Genomic DNA, 20,156 nt, shown 5'->3' on the forward strand with positions numbered 1-20,156 from the left:
CGAAGCGCCATGCGCCGGCCTCGCCGCGTGCTCTCGGCGCTCCTCGCCGCGCTCGTCTCGATCGGCGCCGCGAGTTGCCTCGGCGTCCTCGATCTCGACGGCTACGCCTCCGCGCCCGAGGCGCTCTGCGATCTGCTCGGGCGTTGTTATGGCGACGCGGGTTTCGCCAAGTGCGAGGGGCACGTGAGCTCGCAGCTCGCGGTGGCGACTGCCGAGGGCAAGGCGAGTTTCCTCGATGGTCTCTCCGGCTGCCTCACGGATTGCAAGAGCGCGCGCCGTTGCCTCGACGTGCCCCCGATCTGCCGCAACCCCCGGCAGAGCTGCACGACGAACGAGCAGTGCTGCGGCTTCTCGGGTGGCGCCTCCGTCTGCAGCCGGCAGAGCTGCTGCGTGACGACGGGCTCGTCCTGCAAGGCCGACGTCGATTGCTGCACCGGCAAGTGTGAAGGCGATCCGCCGACCTGCGGCGGCACCCCGTGCGTCGTGCCCGGAGAGCCCTGCACCGACAGCTTCGAGTGCTGCAGCGGCGTCTGCCTCGCCTCGGGCGTGTGCAGCGCGGACACCTGTTTTCCCGACGGCTTCAACTGCATGGGCGACGTCGATTGTTGCTCGGGCCTCTGCGACGGAGGCATCTGCACGCAGCCCAAGTGCACGCCGGACGACGCGCCTTGTCTCGCGGACGGCGACTGCTGCAACGCCGCCGGCTGCGACGATACGCTCGGGATCTGTGGCAGCGCGGGCTGCCTGCCGCTCTCCGCACCCTGCTCTCCGACGGGGCCCGATCCGTGCTGCGGCGACCTCTTCTGCAAGCCCGGCATCGAGCGCTGCGTCGAGCCCTCGGCGTGCACCGAGACCGGCCAGCAATGCGACAACGACGACGAGTGCTGCACCCTTCACTGCCAGGGCACGTGCCAGTGCGCGAACGACGGCGAGGGTTGCTACGAGAGCTACACCTGCTGCAGCGGCTCGTGCATCAACGGCCAGTGCGGCCAGTGCAGGCAGGAAGGTAGCTTCTGCTCGAAGGCCACGGACTGCTGCGCAGGCATCTGCAGGGGGGGGTCCTGCTGCAAGAACGCCGGCTGCAACCACGGCATCTGCCAGCCCGGTGAAGCCCTGACCCCGACGAGCTGCGCCGAAAGCGCGGTCGAGATCCAGTGCATCCAGGCGATCTGCGACAACGACCCCTATTGCTGCTGCGATACCTGGGACAATAACTGCGTCGGGCAAGTCGCCGCCGTGTGTGGTCTTTCGTGCCCCGCGGGGCCCTGAGTTTTTCCGGCCTCGGGCCGCGCCGGTTTCGTCTTTTCGGCTCCGTGGCCTGGTGCTACGCCCTCGCCGTCATGGGCCCCTTCCGCACCCACCTCCGCCTCGCATGACGAAGACCGGCTGGACGATGCGCCTCGGGGAGGCGTGCGTGCTCGCGCTCGCGGTCGCGGCTTTTTCGGCCGTTCCCACCGCGCTCCGGACGAGCGGCGCGGGCGGGACGTTCCTCGACGGCTTGCTCGTGGGTACGGCAGCGCTCCTGCCCCTCGTCACGCTCTCCATCGTGCTCCTGCGCGCCGCAGGGCGTGGCCTCCGGGGCGTGCTCGGCGCGGGCGCCGGGCCCACGGCGGCGCTCGGGATCGCGCTCTGGATTGGACTTGCGCTCCCGGCGCTCGCGGTCCTTGCGGGCCTGCTCAAGGCCCTCACGCATCATCGTGGCCTCGGCGGCGCCACCTTCGGCGTGCTCGGCGCGTTCGTCGTGGTCGCCTGCGCGCTCGTCGCGCGCCGCATGGTCGAGATCGGCCAGGGGCTCGTCGCGCGCGGCGTTCGCCCGCTCCACGTCGCGGCGGGTGGCGCCGTCGTTTCGGTCCTGCCGCTGCTCGTCGTCGCGGCTTGGCTGTATCGCGCATCGGGCGGCACGGGCTCCGCGTCCGTCAGCGCGGCGCTCGTCGACCTCGCCATCGCCGTCCTCGCGACCGCGCTCGTCGCCTCGATCGAGCTCAGCGACAGGCTGCTCAAGCTCGCCTCCGCGTTCGGCGTTCCCTTCGCCGCGGTGCTCATGATCGCGGCCTCGGCGCGGCTCGAATCGTCGCCGCCGCTCGGGCGCGCGGTGCAGGCGGGCGGGGGACTCGCGGCGACGATGCTCTCGGCCCTCGAGCGCTGGACCGATCGCGACGGCGACGGCATGGGCGCGCATTTCGGCGGCGGCGATTGTGACGAAGGTGATCCGCGGCGCCACCCCGGCGCCGAGGACGTGCCCGGCGACGGCATCGATCAGGACTGCAGCGGCGCCGACACGCCTCGTCCCGACGCGCCGGCGAAAGCCCCCGCGGCCACACCCAGCTCCGCGCCGCCTCCGTCGTCCGCAACGCCTGCGCCCGCGCCTCGGCCGTCCGCGCCCGAGCCTGCGGGCAAGGCCCTCGATCCTTCACGCCCGGACATCCTGCTCATCACGCTCGACACCGTGCGCGCCGATCATACGAGCGCGTACGGTTACGACCAGAAGACCACGCCGCACCTCGAAGAGCTCGCCGCGCGTGGCGTCCTCTTCGAGCATGCGTATGCCACGGGCAGCGACACCCAGCGCGCGCTCGCGCCGCTCGTCTCGGGCAAACCCCTCTCGCAGACCCCGCACAACCGCCGCGAGTGGCCCACGCTGGCGGACGAGATCGACACCGTTGCCGAACGCATGAAGCGGGCCGGGTATGCGACGGCCGCCGTCGTCTCGTTCACGTGGCTCAGCGAGGATCGTGGCTTCGCGCAGGGGTTCGATCGGTTCGAGCCCGTCTATCGCGAGGAGCACCCCGAGCGCAGCGTCACGGGCGCGCTCGCCACGCGTGCGGCCCTCTCCGTCCTCGAAGACCTCGGCAAGAAGGACGCGCCGATCTTCCTCTGGATCCACCTCTTCGACGCCCACGAGCGTTACCTCGAGCACGCGGGTCTGCGCTTCGGCCGCGGCCAGGAAGGCCTCTACGACGGCGAGATCGCCTTCGTCGACAAGCAGATCGGGCAGATCGCGGCGTTCGTGTCGAAGTGGAGCCGCGCCTCGCGCGTCGCGTGGATCGTCCACGGCTCCCACGGCGAGGGTTTCGACGAGCACGGCGACAAGGGGCACGGCTCTTCGCTCTACGAGGAGATGATCCGCGTGCCTCTCGTCGTCGCGCTGCCCGGGGGACGCCCGGGTCGATACGGCGACGGCGCGGTCAGCACGCTCGACGTGGCTCCCACGGTGCTCGCCCTGGGCAATGCGCCGCTCGACGGCGTCTCGGGCGTCTCGCTTCTGCCGTACGCGCGCCTCGAACCGAGCGCGGCGCGCCGTCCTCCCGTTCTCGCGTATGCTTCGAAGCGGGTCGCCTTGATCGATTGGCCCCTCAAGCTCATGGTGATCGAGCGCAAGAAGCAGAACCGCAACTTCCTCTTCGATCTCGGGGCCGACCCGCGCGAGACGAAAGACCTCTCGGAAGGCCGTCCGGACGATGTGGCCCGGCTCGTGAAGCTCGCCGCCGAGATTGCACCATCACCCTAGCGAGGCGCGTCGAACCGTCATGCCCGCAGAAACCTCGTCCCCGCCGCCTGCCCCGGAGCCGACCCCGCGCGGATCACGCACCGTTCATGCCGTCGTCGGCGCGAGCGTGCTTGCCTGCGTCGTTGCTTCCGCCGTGGGCATCGTCAAGTTCGCCGCCAAGCAGGAGCTGCCGCTCTCGCTCGCGCTCGGCGCGATCCGCGGCATCGTCCCGCGCAAGCCCACCCATGAGTGGCGCCTCGTCGGGGGCAAGCACTGGCAGATCGTCGCGCCTTCCGTCGAGCCGACCGAGACCACGGACATGCTCGAGGCAAACCGCGGCGCCTGTCCGGGCGGCATGGTCGAGGTGAAGGGCACGATGAAGGTCGACCCCTCGGCGACGGCCGCCTACGACGGCAAATCGGTCGAGGAGCTGCAGAAGAAGACCTGCACGAAGTGGATCAACCGCGACTACCCCGAGCGCTGCGCCGAGTTCGACCGGGACCAGTGGCTCGCGCTCTCGAAGGAGCTGCCCACGAAGCCCATGCACTTCTGCATGGATCGCTTCGAGTACCCGAACCGGAAGGGTGATTATCCGGTCATCATGGTGAACTTCCACGAGGCGAACGAGCTTTGCGCCGAGCAGGGCAAGCGCCTCTGTGACGAGCTCGAATGGACGTTCGCCTGCGAGGGCGAGGAGGCGCAGCCCTATCCGTACGGCTACGTGCGCGACACCGAGGCGTGCGTCATCGACAACAAGTGGCGCCCCTACAACGAGCGCGCCATGCAGCCCCGCGACGGCCTCGCCGCCATGAACGAGCTCGACCGCCTCTGGCAGGGCGTCCCTTCGGGCTCGCGTCCGCGCTGCAAGAGTCCGTTCGGCCTCTACGACATGACGGGCAACGTCGACGAGTGGACCAAGAACGTCCGGAGCTGGGAGGCTCACGCCTCCATCCTGAAGGGCGGCTACTGGGGCCCCGTGCGCACGCGCTGCCGGCCTTCCACGCGCTCGCACGACGAGAACCACACCTTCTACCAGCAGGGCTTCCGCTGCTGCGCCGGGGTCGGGACCACGCTGGAGGCGAAGAGTTTCAGCGCGGATCCTGCGGTCGCGCCCCTGCCGCGGGAGCTCAAGTAGCCGCGGGACCTGCCGCGCCGCCCGCCCTGGCTTATCCTCGACCTCGTGACGACCTCCTCCGCGCCCCCGCCTCCTTCCCCCGAAGGCCGTGCTCCCGCGCCGCGCCCGGGGCGCTGGATCGACACGCTCACCACGCTCCTCCTCGTCGCGACCGCTTGCTTCGTCGCCGTCTCCGCGACGCCTGCGCTTTTCCGCGCCGCCGGCCTCGCGCCGTTTGGCCCTTCGGGCATGCTCCGCGCGCCTTTGGGAGGACCCGCGACCGAGCCGCACCCGATCGGGGCCGGGCTCGCCGAGGAGGACGCGGACGACGACGATCAGGGTAGCGACCCGCTCCTCGGCCCGCGCTTCGACCCTCTCCGCGACGGACCACGCGCCTCGGCCCGGTCTTCGGATTCCGCGGAGCAGCCCGACGAGGGCGCGCCGCGCGGCCGCATGCGGCCTGCCGTCGTGCGTCGCAAGGCGACCTTGCGCCTCTCGGCCGCGGAGGACGCCGATCCGACGGGGGAGGTGAACGTCGGGGATTCGGTCTTCGTCGTCCGGGAGCAGGGCGAGTGGGTTCTCGTCTTGCAAACCGGCGCCGAGGGTGTGCTCATGGGGTGGATGCAGAGGAGTCAGCTTGCGATTCGTTGACGATTCTCAGCTTTCCATGACGTGCGGCGCGAGAGGGGGGCGATCATGAAGCGTGCATTTCGCGGCAGGATCATGACCGCGTGTTCGGGCGGCGAGGGCCTCCGGTTCCTCGAAGACGGCGTCCTCGTGATCGGCGAAGACGGTCGCATCGAGGCCGTCGAGCCCTGGGCGGGCGCGCCGAATGGCACCCTCGTGCGTGACGTTCGTCCTTTCCTCCTCGTGCCCGGGTTTGTCGACGCGCACCTGCATTACCCGCAGACCCGCGTCATCGGCAGCGCCACGGGCCCACTCTTGCCTTGGCTCGAGCGCACCGTTTTCCCCGAGGAAGCGCGCTTCCTCGACGAGCGCCATGCCTCCGCCGTCGCCGCCGAGCTCACGCATCGCCTCGCGGCGGCCGGCACCACCACGGCCGTCCTTTATTCGAGCTCGAACCCTGCGGCCACGCGTGTCCTCTTCGAGGCCCTCGCGCGGAGCGGCCATCGCGCCTTCGCGGGCTTGACCCTCATGGATCAGCATTGCCCCGAACCCCTTCGCGTCGATGCGGATCGCGCGCTCGCCGCCTGCGCCGAGCTCGTCCAGGCCTACCACGGCTACGATCGAGGCCGCCTCTCCTTCGTGATCACCCCGCGCTTCGCGCCCACCTGCTCGCGCGCCTTGCTCGAAGGCGCGAGCCGGCTCGCCCGGGATCACAGCCTGTTCGTCCAGACGCACGTCTCGGAAAACCCCGACGAGTGCCGGGCGGCGCTCGCCGTGCACCCGTTCGCCACCGATTACCTCGACATTTACGACCGCACCGGCCTGCTCGGCGAGCGCACGCTCCTCGCGCACGCCATTCACCTCTCGCCGGACGAATGGGATCGGGTCCGGGCGCGTGGCGCGCGCATCGCGCATTGCCCCGATTCGAACTTCTTCCTCGGCAGCGGCCGCATGCGCCTCGACGAGGCGCGCACCCGCTCGATTCCCGTCGCCCTCGGCACGGATGTCGCTGCGGGTCGCACCTTCGACCTGCGGCGCATCATGTCCTCCACGTACGACAATGCGATGTGCATCGGCGATCCGATCACCCCGGAGGAGCTCTTCCGCTTGGGCACGCTCGGCGGCGCCGAGGCGCTCGGGATCGCGCCCGAGACCGGCAGCCTCGAGGCCGGCAAGGACGCGGATTTCTGCGTGATCGAGCTCCCGGCCTATGTGCAGGAGCGAAACGACGTGCTCTCGCGGATCGTCTTCAGCAGCGACACGACGCCCGTCCGGGAGACGTACGTGCGGGGGCGTCGTGTCGTGGGTGGGTGAGGGGCACGGCTCAATGTGATGGTCCGAAAAACGCGCCGCTCGTTCAGGCGGAGCGCCGCCCCTCGCTCACCATCTGCCACAAGGCCGCAATCAGCTCCGGCATCCCTTCCCCCGTCGCCGCGCTCACGAGGTGCAGGTCGATCTTCGCCCGCTTGAAGCGCTTCCGGATCGCCGGGTACGCCTCTTTCACCTCGGGCAGGTCCGCCTTCGAGAGCGCCACGATCTCCGGCCGCGCCGCGAGCGCCTCGCTGTATTTCGCGATTTCCTTCCGGATCGCCCGGTAATCCTTGAGCGGATCCCGCCCCTCGCCCGGATCGATCGTCACGAGGTGCAAGAGCGCCCCCGTCCGCTCGAGGTGCTTCAGGAATCGCGTCCCGAGCCCCACGCCTTCGCTCGCGCCCGGCACGAGGCCCGGGATGTCCGCGATCACGAAATGCGTGCCGCCCGACCGCCTCCCGCCGCCGATCTCCACGACCCCGAGCGTCGGCGTCAGCGTCGTGAACGGGTAGTCCGCGACCTTCGGCCGCGCCTTCGACACCGACGCGACGAACGTGCTCTTGCCTGCGTTCGGAAAGCCTACGAGCCCCACGTCCGCCAGCACTTTGAGCTCCAAGCGAAGCTCTCGCTCCTCGCCCGGGTCTCCCTTCTCCGCGCGCCGTGGAGCTCGCTCCTCCGCGCTCTTGAAGTGGATGTTGCCCCGACCCCCCTTGCCCCCGCGCGCCACGACCACACGCTGCTCATGCGCCGTCACGTCCGAGACGAGCTCGCCCGTCTCGGCGTCGTAGATCTGCGTACCGAGCGGCACACGCTCCACGCGGTCCGCGCCCCCGCGCCCATGGCAGTCCGAACCTTGACCGTGCTCGCCCCGCTCCGCCTCGATCGTCCGCGCGTAGACGAAGTCGAGCAGCGTGCTCATCCCTTCGTCGCCGACGAGCACGACGTCGCCTCCGCGGCCGCCGTCGCCGCCCGAGGGGCCCCCGAAGGGCACGTACTTCTCCCGGCGGAAGGCAACGGACCCGTTGCCGCCGCTGCCTGCTACCACCTTGACCCTACACTCGTCGACGAACCGCATGGCGGCGCGGCTTCTACCACAATGATAGGGATACGGGCAGCGGAGGAGAGGAAATTGGCGGCACGGATCCTCATCGTCGACGACAACCAAAGCCTCGCGAAGAACCTCCGGGACGTCCTCTCGGGGGATCCGGACCTCGACGTCGAGGTCTCGCTCGCCGAAACCGGCGCCGAGGCGCTCGGACGGGCCCAGAAGGACGGGTTCGAGGTCGCCGTCGTCGACGTCAAGCTTCCCGACGGCAGCGGCGTCGACCTCATCGGCCCCCTGCGCGAGGCCTGCCCCCACGGCGAGATCGTCCTCGTCACCGGCAACGCCACGGTCAACACGGCCATCGCCGCCCTCCGCGCCGGCGCCTTCGCGTTCATCCTGAAGAACTTCCGCCCCGCCGAGCTCATCTCCACCGTCGCGCAGGCCCTCGAAAAGATCGCCCTGAAGCGCGAGCGCGAGGAGTTCGAGCGCCGCTACCGCGCCATCGTCGACGCGGCGGACGTCCTCATCGTTGGCCTCGACGCCTCGGGTGACGTCACCCTCTGGAACCCGCGCCTCGCGGCCATGACCGGCGTCTCCACCGAGGCCGCGCTCGGCGGTGCCTTGCCGGACAACATCATCGACGAGGACGCGCGAAAGAAGTTCTGCCAGGCGTTCGTCGCCGTCCGCGATGGCGGCGGTGCGAACGAGATCGAGGTCGGCGTGCGCGACGCCATGGGCGCGATCCGGCGCGTTCGCTGGCACCTGAGCCCCGTCCGTGGATCGGGCAAGCGGATCGAGCTCGTCTACGGCATCGGGATCGACGTGACCGAGCGGCGCGCGCTCGAACGACGCGCGGCCGACGCGGAGGCCTTGAACGCGATGGCGCCGCTCGCGCTCGGGCTCGCGCATGAGATCCGAAACCCGCTGAACGCCGCCGTGCTCGAGCTCCATCTGCTCGCGCGGGGCATCGAGCGGCTCGAAGCGCCGGCCGCGCGGGATCCGATGCGGGCGCGCGTGCGCATCGTGGAGAGCGAGATCAAACGCCTCGAACGGTTGCTCACGGACTTCCTGGAGCTCGCGCGGCCGCGGGCGCCGCAGCGCGAGCCGCTGGATCTCGGCCGCGTCGTCGACGAGGTCCTCGACCTCGAGGCCGAGGCCATCGCCGCGCATGGGCTCGAGCTCGTGCGTGAGCTTGCGGCGGGCGTCGTTGCGCTCGGCGACGTCGAGAAGCTCAAGCAGGTCGTCTTGAACCTCGTGGTCAACGCGCTCGACGTGATGCCCCAGGGCGGCGCCTTGCGGGCGCGGGTGGGCGCGGACGAGCGCGAGGCGTGGCTCTCCATCGGCGACACCGGTCCGGGCGTCGACCCCAATATCCTCGCCGAGATCTTCGACCCGTTTTTCACGACAAAGGCCGCGGGGACCGGGCTCGGGCTCGCCATTGTCCGCAAAATCGTCGATCAGCATGGTGGCCGCGTCGTCGTCGACACGAAAAAGGGCGAAGGCACCACGGTCAAAGTGATTTTGCCGAGGGGCTAAGCGCGCGCGGTCCGTCAGGACAGCGCGCGTCAGGGAAAGCCTTCTGGCCTCAACGCTGGCCCTACAGTGCCGCACCGAGCGCGCGTCGCCGGTGCGGTATGCCCGCTCCCATTCCGTTCCCACGACGTGGAGAACCGCTCATACTGGATTCGTTTCATCCTCCTGTTTCGGCGGAAAGCGTTAATGCGCCATTGACAAGAGTTGCCGGTTTTCGCTATCCTGAAACATGGTGGCGCTCTTTGCTCCCTAACGCCGGAGAAGCTTATGAAGCTGGGTCATATTGCATGGTATGCAGCGATCCTCGTGGCGGGGACTGGGTGCGGCGGTGACGAGGGCGATGACCGGGACGAAGCCGATGTCGCCGCGGCGGAGCAGGCGGTCGGCAGCACGAATGGCTTCGCGGTCGTGAATGGCCTCGGGACGAGCAACGGCCTCGGGACGAGCAATGGCCTCGGGACGAGCAACGGCCTTGGGACGAGCAACGGCCTGCAGAATGGCGTCGGGTTGATGGCGTCGGCGCAGGGCCGCAACACCGTCGAGTACATCGTCAAGTGCGCGCTCCCGGCGGGCCGCACGATCATGAAGAACGACGAGACACTCACGAGCCACACCTTCGAAGGCCTGCTCGGCGTCGCCCCGGAGTGGGAGAACGACGCTTGTGACGCGGATTGCCAGGAGCGGATGACCGCGTGCCTCGGCGCACACCTCAACACGACCGGCACGCACGTCCCCATCTTCCTCGTCGCAAACGCGGCCGAGTTCCCCACCATCGGCCCGGACACGAGCCCGACGTATCCGACGCAGGAGGGCGCGTTCTTCGGCAACATCTTCAAGGACCCGCCGGAGTTCCATTATTGCAACAGCGCAGGCGCCCTGACGTCGCCGGTCGCGGGTCGCATCGGTTCGTCCGGGCAGAAGCAATACACGAATCCATTTTCCGGAGACGGAACCTGCGCGGACAACTGCGTCGCGGTCGATGGCGCCGACCCGTCGGCCGGCTGGAAGTCGTGCGGTGGGTTCGATAACGTGATCACCGTTTATCGGCAGTGATTCCATTCTCCCGCGGCGAACGCCCGACCAGAGACGGGCGTTCGCTTACGCAATGACTCCGCCAACGTGCATGGCAGCCGTGCGAGCGGCCGTGGTAACTTTTTTCGAAGCATGAATGGCGCGCGCAGCGACGAGATGGCGGACACGCTCGACGCGCGTGCGGCGAAGAGCCACACGCGTCTCGGCGCCGGCGGTAGCGGCGAGGACCGCGTCCCACCCGCTGCGCTGCGGGAGCGATACGAGGAGCTCCGCCTCATCGGCGAAGGCGCGATGGGCACCGTGTTCCGCGGCTGGGATCCGCGCCTCGGCCGCGCGGTCGCGCTGAAGCTCCTGAAGAGTGACGACCCCGACGACACGCGGCGTTTTCTGGCGGAGGCGCGGGCGCAGGCGCGCGTGCAGCACGACAACGTTTGTCGCGTGTACGAGGTCGGCGAGGCCGACGGCGAGCCGTACATCGCGATGGAGCTCATCGACGGCGTGCCCCTCGATCGCGCGCACCCCGAGATGACGCTCGAGCAGAAGGTGAAGGTCATTCGCGAGGTCGCCGCGGCGTTGCACGAGGCGCATCGGCTCGGCCTCGCCCATCGCGACGTCAAGCCCGGCAACATCATGGTGACGACGGCCGAGGACGGTTCGTTCAAGCCCTACGTCGTCGATTTCGGCCTCGCCCGCGAGGTGTCGAGCAGCAGCGGGGAGACGCTCAACAACGCCATCGTGGGCACGCCGTCCTACATGTCCCCCGAGCAGGCCGAGGGAAACACGACGCTGCTCGATCGGCGCACGGACGTCTACAGCCTGGGCGCCACGCTTTACGAGCTCATCGCGGGTCGGACACCGTTTGTCGGAGCAAACGCGATGTCGATTCTGACGAAGGTGATCCTCGAGGACGCGCCGGGGCTCGGGAGCATCCGGCGGGGCGTGCCGACCGAGCTCGAGACGATCGTGATGACGTGCCTGCAGCGGGATCCTTCGCGCCGGTACGAATCCGCGCGGGCGCTCGGGGACGATTTGCAGCGTTTCCTCGACGGCGAGCCGATCCAGGCGAAGCGGGCCTCCGTCACGTATGTCCTCTGGGCGAAGGCCCGGAAAAACCGGGCCGTGGTCCTCGTCGCGGGCATTGGCCTCTCGGTCGCGCTCGTCCTCGGGGGCATGTGGGTGAACGCCGCGCGGCATGCGTCGGAGCGGGCGAGGCTCGCGCGGGAGCTCGGCGAAGACGTGAAGTACGTCGAGCTCTTTCTTCGGAGCGCATATGGTTTTCCCGCGCACGACATCGAGCGCGAGCACCGCGTCGTGCGGGCGCGGCTCGCCGAAATCGAGCGCAGGATGGCGGCGGCCGGGCGCGTCGGCGAGGGCCCGGGCCATTACGCGCTCGGCCGCGGGCACCTCGCGCTGCACGAGTACGAGACGGCGCGAAAGCAACTCGAACGGGCGTTCGGCGCCGGATACACGAAGCCTGAGGTGCATTATGCGCTCGGGCTTGCGCTCGGCGGGCGTTATCAGGAGGAGCTCGACGGCGCGCGTCGCATCGAGGACGGGGCGGCGCGTGAGGCTGCGATCCGGAGGGCCGAGGCGAGCTTCCGCGATCCCGCGTTGCGACATCTCCGCGAGAGCGGCGGGACCGAGGTCGAATCGAGGGCCTACATCGAGGGGCTCGTCGCGCTTTACGAGAAGCGTTATGACGACGCCGCGGCGCAGGCGCGGCTCGCGGCGGAAGAGTCGCCCTGGCTTTACGAGGCGAAGAAGCTCGAAGGGGACGCGCGATTCGAGGCCGGCATCACGGCGAGCGAGAGCGGACGCCAGGAGGACGGGCGTCGCCTGTTTGCCATGGCGATCGATGCATATCAGGCGGCGTCGGCCATGGCCCGCAGCGACGCGGTCGTCCACGAGGCGCTCGCCGAAGCGTGGAACCAATGGCTCCTCCTCGACATCTGGGAGGGGCGCTCGCACCGCGCCTCGTTCGAGGCAGCGCTGGCGGCCTGCGATGCGGCACTCGCGTCGAATCCGAGGAGCGTCAGCGCGCTCCGGAAGAAGGGGCGCGCTCATTTCCACGTCGGCAATACCGAGCTTCGCCGCGGGGAAGATCCGCGCCCCACGCTGGAGTCTGGGATCGACATCTGGCTCTCCGCGAAGCGGCTCTCGCCCGAGGACGCGATCTCCGACGACGGCGTGGGCAATGCCTATACGTACATCGCGCAGCACGAGCGCAAGATCGGGCTCGATCCCATTCCTTCCCTCGAGCGCGCCATGAAGAGCTTCGACGAGGCGACGCGTATCGAGCCGACGCTCGTGTGGGCATGGAACGACGCCGGTTTCGCGTTGCTCGTGAGGGCCGACCACGAGAGGGACCGAGGCATCGATCCGAGGCCTTCCATCGATCGTGCCGTGGAGAGATTCCTGCGCGCCGCGAAGGAGGATTCGACGTACATCGGGTCCTATTCCAACACGGCATTCGTGCTTTCCATCCGCGCGAGCTACGAGCTCTCGATCGGCCAGGATCCGCGCCCGTCCGTGGAGCGCGCCGTCGAGGCTTGCGCGCGCGGCGCGGAGATCAACCCGAAATGGCTCCCCATGCTGAACAACCGCGGCTGGGCCGAGCTCGTCGCCGCGCAATACGAGGAGGCGACAGGCGCGGATCCCATCGCGACGCTCGATCGTGTCGAGGCGAGCTTTCAGGCCTCGCTCGATCTCAACAGGGACGAGGCCGACACCCATTTCGGCATGGGCGCTGCGAAGCACGTGCGCGCGCTCTACCTCCTCCGCACGAACGCCGATCCGCAAAAAGCTCTCGACGATGCCCGCGCCGAGCTCCGCCGCGCCGCGCAGCTCGACGCGCGGGAACCCGCCATTCGCCTCGAGCTCGGCCTGCTCACGATGGCCATGGCCCGGCGCGCGGCGCTTCGCGGCGAGGACGCCTCGGTTTTGCTCGACGAGGCCGAGCGTGTCCTCCGCGAGGGATTGCGCATCAATACCCGCCACGCCCCGCTCCACGCCGCGCTCGCCGAGCTCCTCGCGCTCCGCGCCGAAAGCCGTACCGTGGACGATGCGTCGCGTGAAAAACGCCTCGCGGAGGGCCTTGCCGCCGCCGACGAGGCGCTCCGGCACAACCCGAAATGGGCCCTCGCCATGGCCGCCAAGGGGGTCCTCCTCGCCCAGCGCGCCCGCGCCGAAGACACGCGGCTCGCCGTGGAATGGCTCGACAAGGCGATCGCGACGAACCCCCTCTTGCCGCGCCGCTTCATGGATCGGCGGGCCGACCTTCGCCGCGCCCCCTGATCCCTCTTGTGGCGCAAGCCGCGGACCCCGCGTCTACAGCCCCCGCTTCCCGTCCGCCCAGTAAGCCTTCGTTCGAATGCTCCGACGCGAAAAACCTCGTTGCAGCAGCCACTCGCGTATCCGGACGAGCGAGCCTGTATGCCCCGCGAGGTAAAAGCAGACGTCCGCGCTCTGCGCGGGCTCGTTCGCCTCGAGCCATTGCAAGAGCGCGTCGCCGCGTTCCCCCGTCCTCTCCGCGGCGGAGAGATCGAGACCCAGAAGCTCGGGCCAGCCGCCTCCTCCGCGAGCCACCTCGACCGCGCCGATGCATTGCCCCGGCGCTGCGCGCGCGAAGCACGCGAAGAGCCCGAGCGCGGTCTCGTCGCCGAGCAGCACGTGCTTGGAAGCGTCCCGCAACACGAAATTCCCGCCCGGCCCGAGCACGTTCGTGGTTTGCCCGCGGCGCAGATTCGCGGCCCAGTGCGAGCCTGGGCCTTGCCCGTGCAGGAAAAACACCACCTCCATGGCGCCCGCGCGCGCGTCGAATGCGGAGGGCGTGTAATGCCGGAACGCCCGATCACTCACGCGGAACTCCACCTCATGGCCGGCTTTGAAGGTGACGCCTCGGAGCGCCTCCCCCTCGAAGCGCACCTTGCGGAGCTTCGGCGCGAGGTCCGCTACTCCCGTCACCTCGGCGCGGCGGCCGAAGCGAGGCTCCAGGACATTGGCAAGAAAAGCAGGCATCTCGGGCATGGTCGGCACCCTCTGAGGCCGAACTCTACCCGCCGTTGATGAACATGACAATGAAAATCGTTTTCAATTACGGTCGAGATCGTGCTGGGGGGCACAGCCACAGGTCCCGGACTCCATCTCCCCCTAGATCCAGAGCTGCATCTGGAAGGTCAGCTTGTGGTTCGTACCGGCCGCGTACCCGTCGGCCGTCTTCGCGTCGGTGCGTAGCCACATGTAACGCAAGCCCATCTTGAGGTGGTTGCCGACGACGTACCCATTGAGCAGCCCCTCGACGCTGCGCTCGGTGTCCGGCTTCGACGTGTCCGGATCCATCACGCCCGCGCGCGCCGCGATCTCGAAGCGCTTCGGCACCACGAAATACCCCGCCTGCGCATATCCCCCGAATCCCTGGATTCGTTTGCCCTCGTCGGGCTGCACCTGCCTTGCATACGCCTCGCCGAGGAACGTGAACCGATCCCAGGCGATGAACACGTCCGCGCCCGCGGTGAGGCGCGTCTCGGCTGGCAAGGCCACGGTCGTTTGCTGGCCCGTCGCGGGGTCCGTCTGCTGCTTCGTCGGGTGCGCGCGATCGGCAATGCCATTGACGCCGATGGAGATCCCGAAAGGAACGGCGCCACGCAAAGAAGGCGTCTCGTCGTACGGCATGGCCCGCACCGGGCTCACCGCGAGGCGGCCGATGGCCATCACGGACGTGTCGTCGTTGCCGCCCTTGTCGATGCCGTTTCCATTGAATGCGCCCGCGTAATACTCGAGACGCCCCTTGCCGGTCGAGCCGAAGAGCATCATGCCGGTGTCGCGTCCCGCTCTGAATTTCTCGTTCACGCGCGAGAAATCGGGGAACTGGAGGATCGGCACCGGCGTGAAGAACGCCCGGCTGAACGGCGTCAAGAACTGGCCCACCTTGATGCCGAGCTCCGGCATCGGCTGCCAGGCGATTTCGAGGTCGAGCAGCTTCGGCGTGGCCGTGGCGAACTCGGGTTGCACGAAGAAGCGGACCTGATCGTGGAATGCGCGGGCCCGGATGTACGGGCGTACGACGGCCACGTTGAATCCATCACTCGAGAGCCCGTCGCTGTTCGAGATGAGATCGAAGCGCGTCTGGCTGAGCACGCCCGCGTCGAGGACGAATTTGTCCTGCTCGGTGCGGAATCCGAGCCCGTCCGCGAGCGAGGCGTGGAATTCGAACTTGTCGCTCTTCGCGGGCGCGTCGGCGCGGGCGGCGGGGAGCGCGAAAAAAGAGGCCATGGCGAGCGACGCGAGGCCGCTCGCGAGCGCGCGAATGCGATGAGACACGATACCTCCAGCGGTCCGCAGCGCGGACGTACCAGGACGAACGAGCGCGCCGCCAAACCCGGGTTGGCGCGGCAGGACGAGCCGGAGGCGGCGCGCAAAAGGGCGCGGCACCCCGGGGCCCGGATGGTTATCTTTCAATCAATGCGGCGCCGGGGTGTTCCCCGCCGCCGCAGTATTTCAATCGCGGCTGGCCGTCAGCACGAACTGCTCGCGGAGCGCGGCCTTCTTCGATTCGTGCCGGACGTGAATCTCGTAGCGGCCCGGGTGCGTGACGGCGACCCGCAAAGGCACGCCTCTCCCATTGTGATGCGTGAACTTGTGCACACAGCGCGCCTCGACACAATGCCGTTCGAGTTTCGCTTCGCTCTCCGACGGGAGCTGCACGCGCACGTGCGTGGGCACTTCGAGGCTCACGAGCGCCGGCTGATCGTCGTGGTGTTGCGTCTGCAGGTGGAGCTCGGTCCAGGCATGCCCCGCCTCTGGCAAGGCGACCGCGCGCTCCTCGACGAGCACGACCTCGTTGCCCTTCGAGCGCACGTGTCCCCAGACGCCATACACGAGCGCCGCCGCGAGGGCCATCGCGGGCACGAGGCGCACGAAGGCCGAGCCACCGCTCGGGCGGGGTTTGGCCGGGGCATTCGTCGTGCGACGCTCGGAGGTCGAGCGCTCGGGCAGACCCGAGAACGTGCGCTCGACGAGCGATTGCGGAGGCTTGACCTGGCGGAGGGCGCGGATCTCCTCCTCGAGCTTCTCGGGGAGCGGGGGCAGGTCTTTCGAGTTCATGTCGATTCCTCCTCCTCCTCCCTCGCCGGCGTTTCGGGCTTCGCCGCCACGAGCTTTTCATAGGCCACGCGCAGACGCGCGCGCCCGCGGGCATGTCGGCTTTTTACGGTCCCCTTGGGGACGCCGAGGATCTCGGCCACGCGATCGTATCCGAGCTCCTCGATGTCGCAGAGGACCACCACCGTGCGGAACTCCTCGGGCAACGTCTGCAAGCACGCGAGGAGCTGCCCCGCGTGCTCGTTCTGGATCACCATCGCCTCGGGGCTTTTTCGCTCGTCCTCCGCGCCGAACCCGAACGCCGACGCGCAAGCATCGACGAATTGCTCGAAGAGCCCGCGCCGCCGCGCCTCGGTCCGCCGCGCCTCCAGGTGCTCGTGCCGGGCAATCCCGCAAATCCAGACCACGAGGTCGCTCCGGCCCTCGAACGAGGCTGCGTTCGCGTAAGCCTTGATGAGCGTGTTCTGAAAGAGATCGTCGGCGCGGTCGCTGTCGCCCGAGAGAGCGAGGCAGAATCGATAGAGCCGTGGCAGGACCGGGCGAACCGCCGCCTCGAACTGCGCGCGGCCTTCCGCGAGGGACGTGGATTGCGGAGCGGCCATGGAGAACCCGTCGAGCATGGGCGACGACGACGGGGCCACTCTAGCGTAGTCGAGACGCGGGGCCACCCCCGGAAAGCGGAAGATGGGTCCTTCCGCGGAGAACGCCGGTGATTCGGAGGTGGCGCGCATGTCCGGAGTGGGACGGAACGAGCTCGGCCCGGGTTCCCGGGCGGGCGCGACGGGGCGCGTGATCACGGGTGGGCGGCGACGGCCGAGGTCGCCGGGCGCGCGAGGGCCTCGGCGCTCGGGCCCACGATCGCGAGCAAAGGCCGCGGATACAGGCCGACCACGAGCACGAGAATGGCGAGGCACCCGACGACGCCCCATTCGAGGGGCCGGAGGTCCTTCATCGAGGCGACGCGCGGGCGCGTCACGGGGCCGAGGAAGACCTGCTCGAAGACCCGGAGGACGTAGGCCGCGCCGAGGATCGTGCCGAGGAGCGCGAACCCGAGCAGCGGAAGGCTCGTTTCGTAGGCCGAGAGCAGGACGAGGTGCTCGCCGGGGAAGCCGCTCGTGCCGGGGACGCCGATGCCTGCGAGGCTCAAGAGCAAGAACATCACGGCCGCGCGTGGCGCTTTCTGGGCGACGCCGCCGAGCGCCGAGACCTCGGACGAGCCCACGCGGCTCTGCAAAAAGCCGGTCAGGAAAAACAGACCCGTCGCGGACAAACCCAGGTTGAGCATCGCGAGCACCGCGCCGGAGAGGCCCTCCGCTTTGCCCGACGAGATGCCGACGAGGACGATACCCACGTGGCTCAGGCACGAGAACGAGAGCATGCGCCGCAGGTTTGGCTGGACGAGCGCGACGAGCGCGCCGTACACGACGCCCGTGACGCCGATGGCGCCGAGGAGCCACGCATAACGCGCCGTGGCCTCGGGGAGCAGCGGCACGAGGAAGCGGAGCACCCCATAACTGCCGAGCTTGAGCCCGGTCAAAAGGACGCCAATCCCCACGGGGCACTCGCGTAGCATCGTGGGCATCCAGGTGTGGAGCGGGACGAAGGGGCCCTTGACGGCGAAGCCGGTGAGCATCGTGAAGAACACGATCGGGCCAATCGCCGCCGGGACCGGCCGCGCGCGGAGGACGAGCCAGTCGAAGGTGTACGGATCGGCCGGGTTTTGCCGGCCCCCGACCGCGAGCAGGATGATGCCGAGGAGGAGCGGCCCCGAGGCGGCGAGCATCGTGAGCACGAACTTCATCGCCGCATACCGGCGCTCGGGGCCCACGCCCCAGAGGCTCACGAGGAAATAAATGGGGACGAGCGACGCCTCCCAGAACACGAAAAAGAGGACGAGGTCGAGCGACGCGTAGATGCCCACGACGATCGCGGAGAGCGCGAGGAGAGACGCGCAGAAGCCGCGGGCGCGCGTCTTCACGTCGTGCCAGGAGGCGACGAGCACGAGCACCGTGAGCATCGAGGCGACGGGCAAAAAGAGGACGCTCATGCCATCGACGCCGAGGTGATAACTCGCGCCGAGCGTGGGCATCCACGGGCGCCGCTCGGCGAATTGCACGTCGGGCGTGCCGGGCGAAAACCGCGCGAGCACGAAGAGCGAGAGGAAAAGCTCGATCACGGCGCCGGTGAGCGCCGTCCACCGCGCGCGTCTTTCGTCGCCGATCGCGAGGACGAGGATCGCCCAGGCGAGGGGGAGGAAGATCAGCGTGGAGAGGACGGGAAAACCGACCTGATCTGCGGCGAAGATCTCGCGAATTTGCACGACGAAACGCCTCCCGAGCGCCCTTACGGGGCGCCCTCCCCGTGCATCACGAGGGACGAATGCGGTTTGGCGTGCTCGAGCCGCGTGGACATGGCGCGGACCGAGCCGTCCACGACCTCGAGCAAGGGGTGAGAAAAGAGCCCGAGGCCCACGATGATCGCGCCGACCGCGCCGGCAATGACGAGCTCACGCGCGCTCAGGTCACGCACGCTCTTGCCGCGCGTCGATTTCGCCTCGGCCGCGGGAGAGCCAGGCGGGGACGCGGCGGGGGCGAGGAAGGCGCGCTGGAAATAACGCAGCAAATAGGCGGCCCCGAGCAAGCTGCCGAGGCCGACCGCGATGGCCATGATGCCGTGCCGCGCGCCGAGCGCGCCCACGACGACGAGGTGCTCGGCCTCGAAGCCGCTCGTCCCCGGCATTCCGATCGTCGAGAGGCCAACGAGCAGGAACGTGAACGAGAGCAGAGGCGCGCGATGCGAAAGCCGCGCGGCGCGCTCGATCTCGGTCGAGCCGAGGCGGCGGTGCAAGAAGCCCGCGACGAAATAAAGCCCGGCCGCGCTCAGGCCGACGTTCAGCGTGACGAGCAGCGCGCCCGAGAGTCCTTCCACGTTGAGCGCCGAGAGCCCCACGAGCACGGCGCCCGTGTGCGCGAGGCAGGCGAATGCGACGAGGCGCCGTAGGTTTGTCTGGACGAGCGCGAGGAGGGCGCCGTAGAGCATCCCGACGACGCCGAGGATCGCCAGAATGGAACCGTGTCGATGCGCGGCGACGGGGAGGAGCGGGACCACGAATCGCAGAAGGCCGTACACGCCGAGCTTGGCGCCGACGAGGAAGACGCTCACGCCCACGACCGGGCCCTCGGCCATGACGGGCGGAAGCCATCCGTGGAAAGGAAAGAGCGGGATCCGGATGGCGAAGCCGAGGACGAAGAGCCAGAACGCGAGGGATTGCGCACGTGCCGGCGCGGGCATGTCGAGCAGCGCGTCGAAGGAGAATCGACCACCGGTGACGCGGCCGAGGACGAGCGCGCCCGCGAGGACGAGCAGGACGCCCATCGCATTGAGCGCCGCATACCGACGCGCCGCCGCGTGCCTCCCCGGCCCCGTGCCCCAGCTCCGCACGAGCAGCGTGCCGGGCACGAGCTCGAGCGCGGCGAACGCCCAGAAGAGCAGGAGATCGAGCGCGACGAACGCGCCCATGAGCGTCGACTGGAGGCAAAAGATGGCGGCGAGGTAATGGCCGGGCCGCTCTTTGGATGCAACCTGCGCGTGGAGGATGACGAGCAGCGCGAGCAGCGCCGTCAGCGGCAGAAAGAGGACGCTGATGCCGTCGACGCCGACGTGATAGGCGAAGTTGCCGAAGAGCGGGACACGCTCGACGAGCTGGAGCGCGGAGGTGTGCCGCTCGAATCGGGCCACGACCATGACGGCGAGGACGAGCTCGAGCGCGGCGCCGCCGAGGCCAATGGCATAGATGTGGCGCGCGTGTTTCAGGGAACGGACGAACGCCGCGGCGAGGAGCGGCACGAGGATGAGCGCGCCGAGGACCGGGAAGGGCAAGGCCGAGGAGTAGGGAATCTCGTTCATGG

At 69.1% G+C, this 20,156-nt stretch carries 15 protein-coding genes; 8 read left to right on the forward strand and 7 right to left on the reverse strand.

Annotated elements, in window-relative coordinates:
• Positions 1-9: 9 nt before the first annotated feature.
• From KEG38_RS09935 to KEG38_RS09955, 5 genes are all read left to right on the forward strand, one after another.
• A complete protein-coding gene (locus KEG38_RS09935) occupies positions 10-1,269 on the forward strand; it encodes a hypothetical protein (protein ID WP_272418917.1) in 1,260 nt (419 codons plus the stop codon).
• A 103-nt stretch (positions 1,270-1,372) separates the two neighbouring features.
• Positions 1,373-3,508, forward strand: coding sequence for a sulfatase-like hydrolase/transferase (locus KEG38_RS09940; protein WP_272418918.1), 2,136 nt, complete (start codon positions 1,373-1,375; stop codon positions 3,506-3,508).
• A 19-nt stretch (positions 3,509-3,527) separates the two neighbouring features.
• The gene (locus tag KEG38_RS09945; RefSeq protein WP_272418919.1) at positions 3,528-4,622 is read left to right on the forward strand and encodes an SUMF1/EgtB/PvdO family nonheme iron enzyme; all 1,095 of its coding nucleotides are present in this window, start codon (positions 3,528-3,530) and stop codon (positions 4,620-4,622) included.
• Positions 4,623-4,667: 45 nt separating this feature from the next.
• Entirely contained in the window at positions 4,668-5,252 is a 585-nt protein-coding gene (locus KEG38_RS09950; RefSeq protein WP_272418920.1) for a hypothetical protein, read from the forward strand.
• A 45-nt stretch (positions 5,253-5,297) separates the two neighbouring features.
• Positions 5,298-6,542 carry a guanine deaminase gene (locus KEG38_RS09955; protein ID WP_272418921.1) on the forward strand — a complete coding sequence of 415 codons (1,245 nt, stop codon included), beginning with the start codon at positions 5,298-5,300 and terminating at the stop codon, positions 6,540-6,542.
• 43 nt (positions 6,543-6,585) lie between these two features.
• Here KEG38_RS09955 and obgE read toward each other — a convergent pair whose 3' ends face one another.
• Positions 6,586-7,614, reverse strand: coding sequence for a GTPase ObgE (obgE, locus tag KEG38_RS09960; protein WP_272418922.1), 1,029 nt, complete (start codon positions 7,612-7,614; stop codon positions 6,586-6,588).
• Between the two features lie 54 nt (positions 7,615-7,668).
• Between obgE and KEG38_RS09965 the strand changes: the two genes are divergently transcribed.
• From KEG38_RS09965 to KEG38_RS09975, 3 genes are all read left to right on the forward strand, one after another.
• Positions 7,669-9,120, forward strand: coding sequence for a hybrid sensor histidine kinase/response regulator (locus KEG38_RS09965; RefSeq protein ID WP_272418923.1), 1,452 nt, complete (start codon positions 7,669-7,671; stop codon positions 9,118-9,120).
• A gap of 264 nt (positions 9,121-9,384) precedes the next feature.
• Positions 9,385-10,170, forward strand: coding sequence for a hypothetical protein (locus tag KEG38_RS09970; protein ID WP_272418924.1), 786 nt, complete (start codon positions 9,385-9,387; stop codon positions 10,168-10,170).
• Between the two features lie 111 nt (positions 10,171-10,281).
• Positions 10,282-13,443 (forward strand): serine/threonine-protein kinase, encoded by a 3,162-nt coding sequence (locus KEG38_RS09975; RefSeq protein WP_272418925.1) that lies wholly within the window; start codon positions 10,282-10,284, stop codon positions 13,441-13,443.
• A gap of 33 nt (positions 13,444-13,476) precedes the next feature.
• On the opposite strand, the gene KEG38_RS09980 is transcribed toward KEG38_RS09975, so the two are convergent.
• The 6 genes from KEG38_RS09980 to KEG38_RS10005 all read right to left on the reverse strand — a co-directional run bounded on the left by KEG38_RS09980 (position 13,477) and on the right by KEG38_RS10005 (position 20,154).
• Positions 13,477-14,175: a siderophore-interacting protein gene (locus KEG38_RS09980; RefSeq protein WP_272418927.1), complete on the reverse strand. Its 699-nt coding sequence runs from the start codon at positions 14,173-14,175 to the stop codon at positions 13,477-13,479.
• Positions 14,176-14,298: 123 nt separating this feature from the next.
• Complete coding sequence (locus tag KEG38_RS09985) at positions 14,299-15,468, reverse strand: porin (protein ID WP_272418928.1); 1,170 nt, start codon at positions 15,466-15,468, stop codon at positions 14,299-14,301.
• A 177-nt stretch (positions 15,469-15,645) separates the two neighbouring features.
• A complete protein-coding gene (locus KEG38_RS09990; RefSeq protein ID WP_272418929.1) occupies positions 15,646-16,251 on the reverse strand; it encodes a hypothetical protein in 606 nt (201 codons plus the stop codon).
• Entirely contained in the window at positions 16,248-16,850 is a 603-nt protein-coding gene (locus KEG38_RS09995) for an RNA polymerase sigma factor (protein WP_272418931.1), read from the reverse strand. The genes KEG38_RS09990 and KEG38_RS09995 overlap by 4 nt, the downstream gene beginning before the upstream one ends.
• Positions 16,851-17,041: 191 nt before the next feature.
• Entirely contained in the window at positions 17,042-18,568 is a 1,527-nt protein-coding gene (locus KEG38_RS10000) for a complex I subunit 4 family protein (protein ID WP_272418933.1), read from the reverse strand.
• A 23-nt stretch (positions 18,569-18,591) separates the two neighbouring features.
• Positions 18,592-20,154: a complex I subunit 4 family protein gene (locus KEG38_RS10005; RefSeq protein WP_272418934.1), complete on the reverse strand. Its 1,563-nt coding sequence runs from the start codon at positions 20,152-20,154 to the stop codon at positions 18,592-18,594.
• Positions 20,155-20,156 lie beyond the last annotated feature (2 nt).

Source organism: Polyangium jinanense, assembly GCF_028435265.1.
GTDB classification, from domain to species: domain Bacteria; phylum Myxococcota_A; class Polyangia; order Polyangiales; family Polyangiaceae; genus Polyangium; species Polyangium jinanense.